Here is a 16,072-nt window from a genome sequence, read left to right on the forward strand (position 1 = left end):
AACGTGAATATGAATAGGCTCGATGTGCTTAACTTAATTATTAAACAAAGAAACGCCAAAACTTATCTGGAGATTGGTGTACAAACAGGTACCATTATCTCTAAGATACAATGCCCACGGAAGATAGGTGTTGACCCCGAGTTCTTATTCAGCTTTCCGCTCAAGATAAAACGCTTAGTAGGTATAACGAAGTTCGAAACGTACGAATATACCAGTGATTACTTTTTTGAGCACCATGCAAAGAAGGTTTTAAAGGATGGTATTGACGTAGCATTGGTAGATGGACTGCATACTTACGAGCAGTCAAAACGCGACGTGGAGAACTGCTTGAACTATCTTAACGAAGGTGGGATTATTGTTATGCACGACTGTAACCCATTAAATGAGGCTGCCGCCTACACCATTAAAGATCATTTTAATGAAGTCCGGGAAAAAGTCCGGAACTGGGACTTACCTGGCTGGCAGGGACAGTGGAACGGCGATGTTTGGAAAACGGTGGCTGATTTGATCGTTACACGTCCGGATCTTACCGTATTTACCTTAGACATGGATTATGGGCTTGGTGTAGTGGCAAAAGGAAGCCGAAACACGGACGTCCCTTTTACCATTGATGAGGTAAAACAGGGAGATTATGCCTTTTTTGAAAAAAACCGGAAGCAGCTTTTAAATTTAAAACATCCCAAATTTATTCGGGAGTTTATTAAGAGCGTTTAAGCTTAGCAAGAAGGTCAGCAACCATGTCATTAATATCGCTTGACAAGCGAAGGAAATAGACCGACCCGGCATATAACAGGGTGATGAAGCCCCCACGGATAAAGGTATCCAGATAAAGATTCTGCTGAACAGGAATCAGGGTACTGAGCCAGTAAATGAGCACGCCAAGTACGATCACTAACAAATTATGCACTGTAAACGGCTGGAGTTTAAACTTAAATAAAATAAATAGGTATCTCGAAAGATTGAAAATGAACATCGTAAGTGCAGTAGCCATTGCCGCACCGGTGATCCCAAACTTAGGTATGAAAAACAAGTTACTGCCAATTGTCACACCTACTAAAGCCAGGTAAAAAAAGGAGTCGTATCGATAGTACCGAGAGGTAGCTAATATAACAGCATTGACTCCTGTTAACGCATCGAATAAATTGGCCAGGCCAATAAAGAAAACGATGTAGACACCATCGGCATAATCAGGTGGAAGCACCTTCAGCGCATTATGTATATTCGCCCACACGAGGATAAAGAGAAATAGCGCCACAATAGATTGATTGATACAGCTTTTCCTGTACACGGTATGGATATTGGCCATGTCCTTTCTAATCCAGGACTCGGCTATTACGGTATATGCGATGCTATACAAACTTCGTGTTGGCAAAGCGATAATAATTCCGAAAGAGGCTGCGATGCTGTATATACCCGTGTCGGCCAAGCCAAAGTAACTATTCACCATATACCGATCAATGTTATCAACGAGAAGTGGCGAAGCGCCGGTTAATATGCCGAATAGGCATAAGTTGAAGAGATTTCGCTGAACATCTTTATTTAAAAAGTTGAAATTCGGCTTAAGTGAAAAGTTACCCTTTCGTACCAATCGGATCATCATCAACAACATGGGCATCAGGTTAGCTGATAACCATAACCACATGAACGACCGGAAATCGAGGATACGGAATATTAATAAAACGACGCATACCAAAATGAGCAGCTTTAGGGTGAATTCACGAATGAGGCGCCCCGCTGCGGCGTCATATAACAACCTTGAGTACAAATCAAAGATGTTAAAGTATAGGTTTGCAAAGGTGAGCGGAAGGAGGTACCAATAATAATCGCGAAACAAGTTATTATCTTGGGATTTTTGACTTATTATGACTTCCTTAAAAGCATAGGCTCCAATGACAAATAGAATAAAGCCGATCAACGAAATGGCACAGGCTAAAAACAAATAGCCATTATGCTTGTTCTTCTCATTCCGGAAATAGGGAAAATAGCGTGCCGTGGCATTGAAACCGAGAATAGCAAACTGGGCAAATATCAGCGAAAAGGACGTCAGGATATTAATTAAGCCTACTTGATCCGTATCTAGTACTTTCGTTAAAATAAACGTATTGGTCACAAAACCTATAAAAACACCTATATAAGAAAAGAAGGTGCCCTTCAAGGTTTGTTGTTTAATAATCCCCATTTTGAATTGCGATTTCTGTTTATCTATTGTAAACTTGCATAAAATAAGATGACAAAGATAGCATATAATGTTTGTGTGTTAACCGTAACCTATGGAAACCGATGGGCTTTTTTAAAACAAATATTAGAGCGCGTCTTGTCATTTGAACATGTTGTGGATATTATCGTGGTGGATAACGGTTCAGACTACGATCTTAAAAAGGAGCTTGATCAATTAAACAGCCCTATCATTACCCTCCTTCAGGAGACGGAGAATCTCGGCTCTGCGGGCGGCTATAAAGCAGGCTTAGGTTATTTTGTTTCACATTCCAATGCCGACTTTGTTTGGCTATTAGATGATGATAATTTACCGGAAGAGGGTGCCTTGGAAAAGTTAATAAACGCCTGGCCATCGATTCGACTGGCTGAAGACAGGAAAGCTCTGTTCAGCCTGCGCACCGATCGTAAAAATCACGTTTTAATTGCACAAGGAGCTGATCCTTATCAATATTATCTGGTACCCGATAATTTCATGGGTTTTCATTTTTTTCGAATCTTTAGCAATCAATACCGGAAGCTCGCGGGGCAAAATCGCTACAATTCATCACCTCTACGACCAAGTAAGCTTCCCTACGTTCCATATGGCGGCCTCTTTTTACACCGCCGACTCGTGGAGTTTATTGGCTATCCCGACGAACGGCTATTTGTTTATGTGGATGATTCCGAATATACCAATCGGATTACGGAGATGGGTGGAGAGATCTGGCTCATTCCGGACAGTCGGATCAACGATGTAGACATTTCTCAGGGAATTACTTATAAACACCGTTTTTGGCGTTCGGCGATACTCGATCTCTGGAATTTCCGTACCTTTTACCAGGTACGAAATCGGCTTTATTTTTATTCGCGGCATGCTATAAAAAATAGATTTATCTTCGCCCTTAACAAGTGGCTATATATGACCGGGCATTATCTGATTAGCATAATCACCGGGAAACATAAAGCTTATAAAGAATTCAGAATAGCAGTTGCTGACGGTTTAGCCGGGCGACTCGGAAAAAAGGAAAAACCTACCAATTGATATCGCATGCAAAATCCAGCACCCATTGCTTTATTCGTGTATAATCGGCCTGAGCACACGCGACGGACCCTCAAATATCTCCAGGAAAATTTATTGGCAGAAGATAGTCGTTTATTCGTCTTTTCAGATGCCGCGAAGCATATTGAAGATGAGGAAAAGGTAAATCAGGTTCGCGCGCTGATTAATCAATCCAGCGGTTTTAAATCAATCAAATTAATAGTACGTCATCAAAATATGGGGCTGGCCAAGTCCATTATAGCCGGCGTTACACAACTTGTAAATGAATACGGTAAAGTTATTGTCTTTGAAGACGACCTGTTAAGCTCTCCGCATACACTTGGCTATTTCAATGAAGCGCTACAACGGTATGAGAAAGAACACCGGGTTATGCAAATTGCTGCCTATATGTTTCCTCTACGCGATAAGGACGCCTTATCTGAAACCTTTTTTCTACGTTCTATTAACAGCTGGGGCTGGGCAACCTGGAAGCGCGCCTGGGAGCAGTTTGAACCGGATATCGATCAATTATATTCGCAGTTTGATTTGGAAAAGATTTACCGTTTCACAGTGGACGGTACAATGAAAAATTATTGGAAACAGCTATTGGACTTTAAAAAAGGGAAAAACGATTCTTGGGCTATTCGGTGGCACGCATCCGTTTTCCTGAAAAATGGATTGGTTTTGTATCCGGCTAAATCGTTGATAGAAAATATCGGTCATGATGGCAGTGGCGTTCATTCTATTATAGAAGACACTTATCAGGTGCATCCATCCAGAAAGCCTGTTTCATCTTTTCCGACAATGGTGCAGGAAGACCCTACGGCATTAGCAATGGTCAAGCATTTTTATAAGAATAGAAAAGGAAGCTGGATAAAAAGAGGTCGAAAGTTTGTTACTAACCAATGGTTTAAGCTCAAAAACAGGTTTATTAAATGAAGATTGCGGTTGTTATTCCCATATATAAAGAGCTGGCCGATCCGGATGAAAAGTATGCCTTTTGGCAATGCGTGGAAGTGCTTGGATCCTATCCGATTATATTAGCGGCCCCTCATTCGCTCAATACAACCTATTATGAAAACTTAGCCGATAAACCCGTGACTATTCAGCGATTTGATGATTCCTTTTTCAAAAGTGTTACCGGTTATAGTAAGCTACTCACGGGTAAGTATTTTTATGAAGCATTCCAAGCTTATGACTATATTCTAATTTATCAGTTAGATGCCTGGGTATTTCGTGACGAATTATCAGCTTGGGCAGAAAAAGGGTACGATTATGTCGGTGCTCCTTGGTTGGAACCTCCTCCCATTACTTCCGGAAAAAAACCGATTATTAACCTCTCGAAACGCTTGGTTAACAAGGTTGGAAACGGCGGACTTTCGCTACGAAAGATAAAAAGCCACATTAAATGGAGTTTTTGGGCTACCTGGATGTTTAGATTGCTTCCCAAGAATGAGGACATGATTTGGACGCTATTTGTTCCTTTTAAAAAGCCCAAGGCTCGAGAAGCACTTTCTTTTGCCTTCGAAAGAAAACCGCGTCAATCGTACGAGCTAACCGGTCACCATTTACCCTTTGGCTGCCATGCCTGGAACAAATATCAACCGGATTTTTGGCAGCAATTCATCAAAAAATATTAGGAATGTCTTTTTCAAATTCACCAGAGTTTTTTCCACTATTAACGGTAATTACCGTTGTGTATAATAATGTAAAGGATATCGAAAGAACACTCCTATCTGTATTGGGACAAGATTATCCAAATATCGAATATATTGTAGTTGATGGTGGCTCAACAGATGGAACCCTTGCTGTTATTGAAAAATATAAATCTGGCATTGCAAAAATTGTTAGCGAGCGTGACAAGGGCATCTATGATGCGATGAACAAAGGAATTCGCTTAGCTACAGGCGACTACCTCCTATTCATGAATTCAGGTGATGAAATCTATGCACCGAACACAGTGAGCAATATTTTTTCCTCAAAGGCTTTTGCAGACATTTACTACGGTGAAACGGAAATGATTGATCATGCAGGAAAAAGTTTAGGTAGACGAAGGCATAAAGTGCCGGAGCACTTTACCTGGAAAAGTTTTAAGTATGGCATGTCCATTAGTCATCAGGCCATTTACATGAAAAGATCAATTGTAGAGCCATATGATGAGCAGTATCAGCTAAGTGCCGATATTGATTGGATCTTAAAGGCGGCCAAGAAAGCTAAAAGCATTGTCAATACCCACCAATATGTTGCGAAATACTTGGTTGGCGGTCTTTCCAAAAAACGGCACCGGCAAAGCTTAATGGAGCGATTCAGGATTTTCACCAAGTACTATGGCTTATTCCCTAATATATGGCATCATTTGGTAATTGCGTGGAACTTATTGCTGTACTATATCCGATTTGGAAAAACGAATGACTAGAGGCAATGGAAAGGGGTAAGGTTTAAGGTGTTAGGCATATGAAATAAAAGGTCTTACTCATTAGACACTAACACCAAACTGCTAACAACTAACTCGCTACTCCTTGCTTCCTATCTTTCCAGATAGCGAATGCCAGTCCCAACACTAAGATAATAGACGCTATCAACGATATATTCTCTCCCATATAATAGGATTGTGGCTCGAACTTGAATTCGACTTTATGATTACCGCCCGGAAGTTGAGCTGCACGTAAAACATAGTCTGCCCGCAGGATAGGAATCTCTTGTCCATCAACAAAAGCTTTCCATCCTTTATCGTACCAAATTTCAGAGAATACAGCCATTACATCATTCGGAGCGGTATATTCGTAAACCAAATGATCCGGACGATAATCCGTCAACGCAATGCTCGCATTGGTAGGACGTCCTAATCGCTTCTCGTCAATTTTTCCCTTAAACTCTTGATGAATAAAGGCTTCTTTCTTAGGATCAAAACTATCAATGGCGTTCATCTCTTCCTCGTTGCTTTTAACGAAAGTGACACGATCAACAAACCAAGCATTGCCTGCGGCCTTATCCCGTCGCTGGATACTTTGAGATGTTCCTTCCCGGTTATTGGTAATAACATAGCGTGTGTTTAGCATATCCAACACATCTTCATTGATGGATTTGGAAAACTGCCGTTCTAATAGCTCCTGATAACGCATCAGCTTGGCCGCATGGTACCCTCCTACGTTTTTATAAAAATAAGAAGGCGATGCATTGTTGAAGGGTTCAACAGTTAAATCCAGTACCCGGTATTCTTTATCTTTATCCATGAGGATTAAGTTATCCACCTCGCGCGGTTTAAAGAAAGATTGCTCTAAACGTTCCTTTTCTACAAAGCTATCCCTATTGAGATACCGGTTATCCACACCCCATAGATCGACTAAAATAAGAACGCCTACAGCAATAGTAGCCGCTTTTGCATTCAACTTATTTTTTGCCAATAACCAAACGACTCCCGCGGTCAATAAGACAAATAACAGGGATCGGAAGGCATCGCTTCGTGCCAAGCCTGCACGGTCCTGTACTAAAGCATTTCCCAGCGATTGGGCGAAACTATTGTTTTGCGTTTGCTGCGAAATGGATTGAATAAGTTGTTGATGATTCGGTGCCTGAAAGCTAAAAAATAAATCCGGCAGAACCCATATGATCAACGATATTCCGCCCACAATTGCCAAGGAATAGATTATTTTTTTGTCCAGCTTTTCAATCACTTTCCCATTTTTAATAATCTCGTCCACTGCGATAATTGCTAATATTGGGATGAGGAATGAGGCTACTACTAAAGTAGATTCAACCGCTCTAAATTTATTGTACAAAGGGAAGTAATCGAAAAATAAATCGGATACAAGGGTAAAATGTCGGCCCCATGAAAGCACAATACTGAGTAGCGTAGCCGATAAAATCCACCACTTAATCCGGCTTTGCACCACAAATAATCCTAAAACAAACAAAAATAGAACCGCAGCACCAAAGTACCAAGGTCCGGAAGTCATGGGTTTATCTCCCCAATACACAAGACCGGCAGTCTGATCAGCGCCAAAACCTTGGCTGCTTAGCAATTTCACGGTATTAGAATTCTCATCAAATTTACTTTGAGAGCCTCCTCCATAGGCACCCGGAATTAAAAAAGTAATACTTTCACCCACTCCCTGGCTCCACTGATAGGCATATTCTTTACTTACTCCCTGTTGTGCCGAGCCTTTTGTTTCGGAAGTGATATTGGATTTACCACGAATCGATTCCTTTGAATATTCGTAGGTTGTCCACAACAAGCCGGCATTGATTGCTAAGGCTAACAAACTCGCCACCGCCATAAAACCGATGGATTTTAGGAAGGTTGCAGTCTTTTTTTCCTTTACCGCGTGATACAATTCGATGCCGACTAAGATCAGCAAAGCGATGAAAAGATAATAGGTTACCTGAATATGGTTAAAGCGTATCTCCAAGGCAAGTGATAAAGCCAAAATAGCGGCACCCAAAAGATTTTTACCCCGCAAGCACAGCAGAATACCTGCTACGACGGGAGCAAATAGTGCAATAGCATAGGCTTTATTGGCATGCCCCGCTTCTATATAGATAAAATTGTATGAAGTAAAAGCAAATGCAATAGCTCCAACGGCAGCTAGCCAAGGTCTGACCTTGAGCACATTTAACAAAAGATAGGCGCCCAGTAAATACAATAGCACTACATCCATCGGATAAGGAAGCGCTCCTTTTAGCCCCGCCATGATATGCGTTCCAATATTTTTTGGATAAGATACCCATATCTGGTAAGAAGGCATGCCGCCAAACATTGAATTCGTCCAAAGTGGGCCCTTACCATCCTTTTCCCTAAAGTCCATAATCTCTTTCTGCATCGCTTGTGCTTGCGTGACATCGCTTTGGAGAAGCACTTTTCCTTGCCAGGCAGGGGCAAAATAAATAAGACAGATAACGATAAAGATGCCTATGATGGCAAAATGAGTAGCATTTCGGTTGAACCAATTCTTCATTCTTTTGTATTCTTTGAGCTAAGGTTCAAACCTATTACAAAAAAATGATATTTCGAACTTTTAATGGCCCGAAATATCATTTTTTCTTAATTTGTCGTCTATGGCTTTGTACTGAAGAAATCAGATAAGTTCCGTTTCACGAAACATAGCCGAAACGGGCGAATAGATACTTTATTTGATTTCTTCAAAATCAACAAACTCACCTACCCTACCATTAGTTGTGGAAGGCTTGCTTTTCGTTGTCCTGGGAGGAACATAATCAATGCGCACTTTGCCGTCGGTATTCGGAACATTCTCACTTCTATAAGATCCCGCTTGTCTTTCGTATTGCTTTTGGGCCTCCTGTTGCATTTTACCAACGAACATTGCCATGAGGTATGGAAATAGAACCGTTACCAGCATACGGAGCACCCATAAAATTAAAATAGCAACTAATAATATTTTTAATAAACCCATTAATATCTACATTAAATTATAATCGTCTAGCGTCTATAAAGCGTGCTTAACATAAGCATCACGCCTTATTAACAAACTTACGCAAATATTAAGTAAATAGTATATCGATCAGTTTTTAAATCTGGTTATTGACAATAAATTTACGATTCTTTTGCCTTTAAAATAGCCCGGGTCAGATCGTTAGGATGTTGGGTTCCTACAACGTAGACTAAGCCGTCCCTGTCTGTTAACCACACCGCAGCTTTCCCACCGGCGTAAAAACGGATCTTACCTTTTTGATGAAGATTATAGACGGGACTATTAATAAGGTATGAACTATAGAGTCCATTTTCAACTTTAACAATACTATTGAGGTCTATTTTTACTAGTCTGGCCGTCCACAGCCCTTGTAGAATGACGCTCTTATTCTTCACCGTAATGCGATAATGCAACATATACATCATAATGATTGATACAATCAGTATAATGCATCCAACTAAGAGGAATAGTTGCTCGCTTCGCTCGCGCTCCGTACTCACATAATAAGCTGCAAAGCAAAAAAGCGCCATGACCAATCGTACGCTGACCCAACCACGGTCACGACCAAGATATTGATTCTCAACAAATAAAGGTTTGTCTTCTTCCATTTTTATATGCATTCTAAGATAGCAACTTTTTTTGTTTTGTCTGTAATTTTATATCGGTCATCCATACGATGGGGCACCACCCAAACGATGTCACCATTGCCATTTACAAGCAAGGGGATTTCCTTTTTATGGAAACGCGATATTTTTAACGATATAAAAAAGTCGCTCAACTTCTTCTTTCCCTTCATTCCTAAAGGTTTAAACCAATCTCCCTCTTGCCAAGACCGTACCAAAAGCGGAAAAAGCAATTTATCGGCGTCAACAGCCACTTTTCCAAATTCATTCATCTTCACGGGTTTTTCTACCAATTTTACCGTTAAGTGAAATCCTTGACATATCACCGCCTGATTAGGCTGTAAAAATTGATGCGGTAAATCAACGGGTTCTTTTTTTTGCAGTATTAAATTTTCACGATCGACGAGCAATTTATAACTATCGGAAAAGAACTGCTTTCCGGTTCGATTATCATTCTGCCATATCGAAACAAGGTCATCAAGGACTTCCGGAAGAAATTGATAAGGTCTGAATAACTCATACAGCAGCGTGCGTAAAGGCTTAAGCTCTTGCAGCGCTTTTAACTCTATTTGATAGGTGTTGGAAGTTGTTTCAACAAATAACTTTTTCCTTAATTGTTCGCTGTAGTTCTTTAACAAGGTTTCCATCTCCTCAAATCGTCTACTATTTTCCTGAAAGGTTCTTTCCAGCGAGGGGTTAATCTCCTTTAAACGTGGAACAACTTCCAGTCGGATTTTATTCCTTAAATAATCGGTAGAAAAATTAGACTCATCTTCTCGGTAAACCAGATTTCTTTCTAAAACCGTCTGCGTCACTTCCTCGCGCGTTAGAAATAGGAGCGGCCTGATCAGTACCCCTCGTTTTGGGAGGATACCGTGCAAACCTGCAATCCCCGTACCGCGGGTCAAATTAAGCAATACCGTTTCGACGGAGTCGTTCTGATGATGGGCCAGCGCGATATACCGATAGTGCTGGTCTGACCTTATTTGCTCAAACCATTCATATCGCAGTGCCCGGGCCGCCATTTCGATCGAAATACCTTGTTTCTTCGCATAAGCAATGGTATCAAATCGCTTGACAAACAAGGGCACTTCCATTTCTGCTGCTAAATTTCTTACTAGCTCCTCATCCGCGTCAGCATGTTGCCCTCGCAATTGAAAATTACAATGAGCAATACCAAAGGGCAGCTTAGCTTTAGCAAATAAATGAACCATTAAAACCGAATCTCTTCCACCACTAACTGCCAGCAAGGTGCGATGTTCTCGACTGATCAAGTCATGCTCTTCGCCAAATCTCAGAAAACGTTCTAAAAGCCCCATAAGCCAAAGGTAGACAAAAATGTTTATTGATAAACCAATGTGCCATTACGTTCGTTAGGATATCGCCCGATAGCGTTCAGTCCATAGACGATTCCGACTCCGCACCCTTCATTTAAATAATTAAGCACGAAAAGATACAAGTTTAGTAAGTTTGCAGCATGGAAGCTGAGCCTAAAAGTGTCGATGTATTAATAAAACAACTAAAAGAAGAATTCGGTATTTCGGCCTCCATCGTCGATCAATCTGCCACCGTTTCCAATGTCATCGTTGAGTCGGGGGTTTTGTCCATCAAATTTTATAATAGTCTCCATTTTGATGTGAAACACAAAGAGGAACCTCTTCTCGCTACTCGTCAAATACATTTAGACGAAGATTTATTTTTAAGCAGAAACAACGTGGTTATGGCTCGAATCCGGGCCGCGCTGGGTTTAGCCAACAGAGTTTATGCGCGTAGCACTACCTTGGTTAGAATAAATAAAGAAGAAGCTTTGGTTTTTCAAAAAGAACATCATTTGCAGGTGCCTCTTCCCGGTAAATATCGCTATGGCCTTCTATATAGAGATACGTTAATGGCCATAGCGATATTTAGCAGCGGCCGTAAAATGCGCGACATGGCACCCGAGCACCGTTCATTTGAATTGTTGCGATTCTGTAATCGGTCCGGCCATCTGGTTGTAGGCGGCCTAAGCAAACTGCTTAAAGGCTTCGCGACAGCGTTTCATCCCAGCGACATCATGACTTATGTTGATCGGGATTGGTCGTCGGGAGAAATTTATGAAAAGCTAGGATTCCACTCAGAAGGATTATTACCTCCCCAACGCTTTATGGTTCAAGGCACGGATAAGATTCGTTATTATGAAGGATGTGCCGACTTAGGGATAAATCGGGATAATCCCGTCCATTGGGTAGAAAATCTGGGCAGTATAAAAATGCGTCAGGTGTTATAAGATCTTTTTTTTATTTTAGGCCAATACTTATGGATATTTTCCAAAACGCCTTTTTTGACGAAGCCGACAATAAGAGCAAGGCCGAGACGAAGGCTCAAATTTAGCATTAAGGCCGAGCAATTAGACAAGGTTTTTGGAAGTGTTCGTATTAATGTCAACACCAATTTAATTAAATAATAGCAATGAAAAGAAAACTTCGTATGGGCATGGTAGGCGGTGGTATTGATGCATTTATCGGTTCAGTACACCGTATTGCCGCTCGAATGGACGGTTTAGTCGAATTAGTCTGCGGTGCTTTTAGTGTACATCCTGAAATCTCAAGAGAGTCCGGAGAGGCCTTGTTTGTTGATCCAAGTCGGGTCTACAGCACTTACCAAGAGATGATAGAAAAGGAAAGTCAGCTACCTGAAGACGTGCGAATGGATTTTGTAACAATAGTTACGCCCAATTTTGTCCATTTCGATCCGGCTCGCCTCGCCCTGGAAAATGGTTTTAATGTGGTTATCGAAAAACCCATGACTTTTACTTTGGAAGAAGCAAAACAATTACGAGACCTCGTGGAAAAGACGGGTTTGACATTGGCACTTACCCATACCTATAGTGGTTATCCGATGGTGAAGCAAGCAAGAGCCATGGTGAAAGAAAATAAACTTGGTAAAATCAGAAAAGTAATTGTGGAATACCCGCAAGGATGGCTAAGCCGTTTGAGCGAAAGGGAAGGAAATGCGCAAGCAGCATGGCGGACTGACCCCAAACGATCAGGCAAAAGTGGGGCTATGGGTGATATTGGCACACATGCCGCTCACTTAGCTGAGTACATTACCGGATTAAAAATTACGGACATCTGTGCAGACTTGAACACGTTGGTAGAAGGACGTTTATTAGATGATGATGGCAATGTGCTTATACGTTTCGACAACGGCGCTAATGGCGTACTAATCGCTTCACAAATTGCTGCGGGCGAGGAGAACGCCATTCGTATAAGAATTTATGGTGAAGAGGGCGGGCTAGAATGGATCCAGGAAGAACCAAATAGTTTATATGTGAATTTACTTGATCAACCGAAGCAGATTTACCGTACGGGCAATGCTTACTTAAGCAATGCTGCCAAACATAATACACGGATTCCTTCCGGACACCCCGAGGGGTTATTGGAAGCCTTTGGAAATATCTACCGCAACTTTGTATTAACCGTGTCTGCTAAGTTAAACGGCGAGACGCCTACTCCGGAAATGTTAGATTTTCCTACGGTAGAAGATGGCGTACGCGGCATGGCCTTTATCGATAATGTGGTGGCTAGTAATGCCAGCAATGAAAAATGGACCAAGTTCGTGGTTTAATATGTATTTTGGGTCCAACGGCTTCAGGGAAAACTGCCCTGGCCGTTGCCCTTGCTAAAGAAATAAACGGCGCCATCATCAGCGCGGATTCAAGACAGGTATTCAGGGGCATGGATATTGGAACCGGCAAAGATTTGGTGGAATATAAGGGTGTCGATTACTACTTAATTAATATCCGTGATGCCGGCGATTCGTATCACGTAGCCCACTTTCAAGACGACTTTCAAGAAGCTTGGTTTAATATACAAGCACAGGGCAAAACGCCCATTCTGTGCGGAGGAACGGGTTTGTATATACAATCAGTGTTACAGCAATATGCATTCACCTACATTCCTCGGAATGATAATCTTCGAATGAATCTGTTGGAAAAGGATATCGAGGAGCTGGAAAAGTTCTTTTTATCTTTGCCACAGCCTATTGGATTTAAGGCCGATATCAGCACCAAAAAACGGCTGATTAGAGCCATTGAAATAGCCAGCTGGTTAAAGGTCAATCCGTATGAGCCAATTAATCGGCATCAGCATTTGGATGCGCGGGTTTTTGGAATCCAATTACCTCTGGATGATCGACGTGCTAAGATAACACAGCGGTTGGAACAACGACTGGCGGCAGGATTGATCGAAGAGGTGCAGGGGCTAATCGAAGCGGGCGTTCCGGCTGATAAGCTTAAATTTTATGGCTTGGAATATAAATATGTAACTGCTTTTCTATTAGGAGAAATAGACAGAAATCAGCTATTTACCAAGTTAAATACGGAAATCCATCGCTTTGCAAAGCGGCAAATGACTTATTTCAGAAAGATGGAGAAAGACGGCATCACTATTCATTGGCTTGATGGAAGAAATGCAATTGCAGAAAATGTAGAAAAAATAAAAGGCTGCCTTCCATAAAAAGCAGCCTCCTATTTACAATATTAATTGCCATTATTCGGCAAGGGTCATCTCATCCACCAAATGTTTCGCTCCTGCAAACTTATCCATGATAAACAAAACGTAGCGAATATCAACGGCAATTGTCCGTTGGAGTTGCTGATCAAAAATCACATCGCCTGCCATTGCTTCTATATTACCATCGAAAGCAATACCGATTAACTCCCCTTTTCCGTTGATGACCGGGGACCCCGAGTTTCCACCGGTTATATCGTTATTGGTGAGGAAATTTACAGGCATATACCCGGCACGATCAGCATATCTCCCAAAATCTTTCGTCTTATACAGGTCGATCAATCTTTGAGGGAGATCAAATTCTTCATCCTTTGGCTTGTATTTTGCAACCGTCCCTTTCAACGTTGTGTAGAAGTTCTCTTTCGCATCATTTCGAGGATCGGCAGGAAGCGCGGTTATTTTACCATACGTTAAGCGCAAAGTACTATTGGCATCGGGGTAATATATTTTTTTCGGGTTAGCTTTGCGCATTCCTTCCACCATCAACCTAAATGCCCGCTGGAAATTAGCCTCTTCTTTCTTTTGCTCTTCATCGGTGTAGCGATACCGAGTCATTAAATCAGATGAAAGAAGAAAGAGTGGGTCTTGTTCGATCTGCTCCGCTTGCGGATTGGTTAAAAAAGTAAGCAGCTTCTCTTCTGAAGAAAATATACTTGATTCAAATGCCTGCTTAATATAATTATTAAAAGTGCCGCCGTTTGCCCGACTAAGAGAATCAACACGAGGAGCTAGGCCTCCTGCTTTAGCCTTGCTTGCATATAGATTCAACTCCGCAGCCAATACATCTTGTTCCAACGGCAGATACAGTTTCTCATATTGACTTGCGATCTCTGTTTTCAGGCTCGACTTAAGTTCCGCCTTTTTGGCATCGGTACCATCGGCATAAATTAACAGCGCCCTTCCCAAAACATAAGGCAGCGAGGCAAAGTTACTTGAACGTAACATACCCATCATGTAATTATCATGACGACTTTTTTCGTTAGTCAATTCATAATAGCGATTGATGGTCTCTATTACCTTCCCAAATCGGGGTTTATTGTCTTTTTTGTTTGCCCATTGGTTGAATTTTGATTCTTCCGCTCGCTTGGTGGCAGCGGTTTGATGCTTGCTAAGTGCATCAATCATTCCTTGCCTGTTTTTCCAATAATTTGCGACCTGTGCGTATTTTGAAGCATATTCAAGCTTTACCTGCTGATTTTGATCCATATGCTTCTTCATGTTATCCATACCAACTTTGGATGCTTCAACCCAAGCCGGATACGCAAAGTTCACATTTTGGTCAATTCCGGCAGCAGGCATCCACCGATTGGTGCGCCCGGGATAACCCAGTATCATCGCAAAGTCGTTCTCCTGAAAACCCTTCAAGCTGACGGGTAGGTGATACTTAGGTTTTAACGGAACATTATTTTCGTCGTATTCGGCCGGATTACCCTCTCTATCGGCATATACGCGAAATAACGAAAAATCGCCTGTGTGACGTGGCCACTCCCAATTATCGGTATCACCTCCAAACTTTCCTATGCTATTCGGCGGTGTGCCTACCAATCTAACATCATTATAATCTTGGTATACAAAGTAGTAGTATTCGTTGCCATTGTAAAACGATTTTACGGAGACTACATATTTTCCTCCTTCACTATTTTCCTGTTCAATACGTGCAATTTCTCGATTAATTACCTGCTCCCGTTCAAACTCGCTCATCTGGTCATTCACTTTACTCAGGATACGCTTTGACACGTCGTCCATCCGCACAAAGAAGCGGACGGAAAGCGATTTAGGTTTTAACTCTTCTTGCTTACTTCGAGCCCAAAAGCCATTCGTCAGATAGTCGTGCTCAGGCGTAGACAGTTCAGCAATAGCACCATATCCGCAGTGATGGTTAGTCAAGACTAAGCCGTCTTTCGAAACGATTTCAGCCGTACATCCTCCGCCGAATTGAACAATGGCATCTTTTAAACTTGAGTGGTTAATACTATAGATTTCTTCAGATGTCAGCTGTAATCCCATCTTTTGCATATCCCGGTGGTTCAATCGGTCAATATGCATGAGAAACCACATTCCTTCATCGGCTCTGACAACGGTGAATGGAAGTAAGAGCAAAAATAAGAACCAAATTTTCTTCGTTTTCATATGTTTTTATGTGTGTAATATTCTTTGCCGAGACAACTAATCGGTTAAATAATTGGATCTCGACAAGGTGTTAAGTAAGGCAACAAAGATGCATTTTATTTATCT

General features: G+C 41.6%; 14 protein-coding genes. 8 read left to right on the forward strand and 6 right to left on the reverse strand.

The annotated features are described in order from the left end of the window. The first annotated feature begins 9 nt into the window (after positions 1 to 9). Positions 10 to 714, forward strand: coding sequence for a class I SAM-dependent methyltransferase (locus M1D52_RS23150; protein WP_013664918.1), 705 nt, complete (start codon positions 10 to 12; stop codon positions 712 to 714). Here M1D52_RS23150 and M1D52_RS23155 read toward each other — a convergent pair. Further along, positions 701 to 2,179: a lipopolysaccharide biosynthesis protein gene (locus M1D52_RS23155; protein ID WP_377613245.1), complete on the reverse strand. Its 1,479-nt coding sequence runs from the start codon at positions 2,177 to 2,179 to the stop codon at positions 701 to 703. The genes M1D52_RS23150 and M1D52_RS23155 overlap by 14 nt on opposite strands. A 48-nt stretch (positions 2,180 to 2,227) precedes the next feature. Here M1D52_RS23155 and M1D52_RS23160 point away from each other — a divergent pair, with 48 nt between their 5' ends. Genes M1D52_RS23160 through M1D52_RS23175 form a run of 4 tightly spaced genes read left to right on the forward strand, consistent with a single transcriptional unit; the run spans position 2,228 to position 5,651 of the window. Next, complete coding sequence (locus M1D52_RS23160) at positions 2,228 to 3,238, forward strand: glycosyltransferase (RefSeq protein WP_437393703.1); 1,011 nt, start codon at positions 2,228 to 2,230, stop codon at positions 3,236 to 3,238. A gap of 6 nt (positions 3,239 to 3,244) precedes the next feature. Next, positions 3,245 to 4,174: a glycosyltransferase family protein gene (locus M1D52_RS23165; RefSeq protein WP_437393705.1), complete on the forward strand. Its 930-nt coding sequence runs from the start codon at positions 3,245 to 3,247 to the stop codon at positions 4,172 to 4,174. Next, positions 4,171 to 4,875, forward strand: a complete 705-nt coding sequence (locus M1D52_RS23170) for a DUF5672 family protein (RefSeq protein ID WP_013664914.1) — start codon at positions 4,171 to 4,173, stop codon at positions 4,873 to 4,875. The genes M1D52_RS23165 and M1D52_RS23170 overlap by 4 nt, the downstream gene beginning before the upstream one ends. A gap of 2 nt (positions 4,876 to 4,877) precedes the next feature. Next, a complete protein-coding gene (locus tag M1D52_RS23175) occupies positions 4,878 to 5,651 on the forward strand; it encodes a glycosyltransferase family 2 protein (RefSeq protein ID WP_041387199.1) in 774 nt (257 codons plus the stop codon). An 88-nt stretch (positions 5,652 to 5,739) separates the two neighbouring features. On the opposite strand, the gene M1D52_RS23180 is transcribed toward M1D52_RS23175, so the two are convergent. From M1D52_RS23180 to tilS, 4 genes are all read right to left on the reverse strand, one after another. Further along, the gene (locus M1D52_RS23180; RefSeq protein WP_437393706.1) at positions 5,740 to 8,190 is read right to left on the reverse strand and encodes a YfhO family protein; all 2,451 of its coding nucleotides are present in this window, start codon (positions 8,188 to 8,190) and stop codon (positions 5,740 to 5,742) included. 171 nt (positions 8,191 to 8,361) lie between these two features. Continuing rightward, positions 8,362 to 8,646, reverse strand: coding sequence for a DUF4834 family protein (locus M1D52_RS23185; RefSeq protein ID WP_013664911.1), 285 nt, complete (start codon positions 8,644 to 8,646; stop codon positions 8,362 to 8,364). Between the two features lie 140 nt (positions 8,647 to 8,786). Next, positions 8,787 to 9,272, reverse strand: coding sequence for a hypothetical protein (locus tag M1D52_RS23190; protein WP_242627104.1), 486 nt, complete (start codon positions 9,270 to 9,272; stop codon positions 8,787 to 8,789). 2 nt (positions 9,273 to 9,274) lie between these two features. Continuing rightward, positions 9,275 to 10,606 (reverse strand): tRNA lysidine(34) synthetase TilS, encoded by a 1,332-nt coding sequence (tilS, locus tag M1D52_RS23195; protein WP_437393708.1) that lies wholly within the window; start codon positions 10,604 to 10,606, stop codon positions 9,275 to 9,277. Positions 10,607 to 10,764: 158 nt separating this feature from the next. On the opposite strand from tilS, the gene M1D52_RS23200 reads away from it, so the two are divergent. The 3 genes from M1D52_RS23200 to miaA all read left to right on the forward strand — a co-directional run bounded on the left by M1D52_RS23200 (position 10,765) and on the right by miaA (position 13,783). Continuing rightward, complete coding sequence (locus tag M1D52_RS23200; RefSeq protein ID WP_013664908.1) at positions 10,765 to 11,553, forward strand: hypothetical protein; 789 nt, start codon at positions 10,765 to 10,767, stop codon at positions 11,551 to 11,553. Between the two features lie 182 nt (positions 11,554 to 11,735). After that, the gene (locus M1D52_RS23205; protein ID WP_013664907.1) at positions 11,736 to 12,893 is read left to right on the forward strand and encodes a Gfo/Idh/MocA family protein; all 1,158 of its coding nucleotides are present in this window, start codon (positions 11,736 to 11,738) and stop codon (positions 12,891 to 12,893) included. Further along, a complete protein-coding gene (gene miaA, locus M1D52_RS23210) occupies positions 12,872 to 13,783 on the forward strand; it encodes a tRNA (adenosine(37)-N6)-dimethylallyltransferase MiaA (protein ID WP_437393710.1) in 912 nt (303 codons plus the stop codon). Before M1D52_RS23205 ends, miaA begins: the two co-directional genes overlap by 22 nt. Before the next feature lie 33 nt (positions 13,784 to 13,816). Here the strand turns inward: miaA and M1D52_RS23215 are convergent, their stop codons facing one another. Continuing rightward, positions 13,817 to 15,967, reverse strand: coding sequence for a S46 family peptidase (locus M1D52_RS23215; protein ID WP_437393711.1), 2,151 nt, complete (start codon positions 15,965 to 15,967; stop codon positions 13,817 to 13,819). Positions 15,968 to 16,072 lie beyond the last annotated feature (105 nt).

The organism is Olivibacter sp. SA151 (assembly GCF_054130995.1).

Bases quoted from the DNA above. Each gene is read 5' to 3' on its own strand.
- M1D52_RS23180 (WP_437393706.1), bottom strand. From the start codon at position 8,190: ATGAAGAATTGGTTCAACCGAAATGCTACTCATTTTGCCATCATAGGC.
- M1D52_RS23205 (WP_013664907.1), top strand. From the start codon at position 11,736: ATGAAAAGAAAACTTCGTATGGGCATGGTAGGCGGTGGTATTGATGCA.
- M1D52_RS23185 (WP_013664911.1), bottom strand. From the start codon at position 8,646: ATGGGTTTATTAAAAATATTATTAGTTGCTATTTTAATTTTATGGGTG.
- M1D52_RS23200 (WP_013664908.1), top strand. From the start codon at position 10,765: ATGGAAGCTGAGCCTAAAAGTGTCGATGTATTAATAAAACAACTAAAA.
- miaA (WP_437393710.1), top strand. From the start codon at position 12,872: ATGGACCAAGTTCGTGGTTTAATATGTATTTTGGGTCCAACGGCTTCA.
- M1D52_RS23170 (WP_013664914.1), top strand. From the start codon at position 4,171: ATGAAGATTGCGGTTGTTATTCCCATATATAAAGAGCTGGCCGATCCG.
- M1D52_RS23175 (WP_041387199.1), top strand. From the start codon at position 4,878: ATGTCTTTTTCAAATTCACCAGAGTTTTTTCCACTATTAACGGTAATT.
- M1D52_RS23160 (WP_437393703.1), top strand. From the start codon at position 2,228: ATGACAAAGATAGCATATAATGTTTGTGTGTTAACCGTAACCTATGGA.
- M1D52_RS23155 (WP_377613245.1), bottom strand. From the start codon at position 2,179: ATGGGGATTATTAAACAACAAACCTTGAAGGGCACCTTCTTTTCTTAT.
- M1D52_RS23165 (WP_437393705.1), top strand. From the start codon at position 3,245: ATGCAAAATCCAGCACCCATTGCTTTATTCGTGTATAATCGGCCTGAG.
- M1D52_RS23215 (WP_437393711.1), bottom strand. From the start codon at position 15,967: ATGAAAACGAAGAAAATTTGGTTCTTATTTTTGCTCTTACTTCCATTC.
- tilS (WP_437393708.1), bottom strand. From the start codon at position 10,606: ATGGGGCTTTTAGAACGTTTTCTGAGATTTGGCGAAGAGCATGACTTG.
- M1D52_RS23190 (WP_242627104.1), bottom strand. From the start codon at position 9,272: ATGGAAGAAGACAAACCTTTATTTGTTGAGAATCAATATCTTGGTCGT.
- M1D52_RS23150 (WP_013664918.1), top strand. From the start codon at position 10: ATGAATAGGCTCGATGTGCTTAACTTAATTATTAAACAAAGAAACGCC.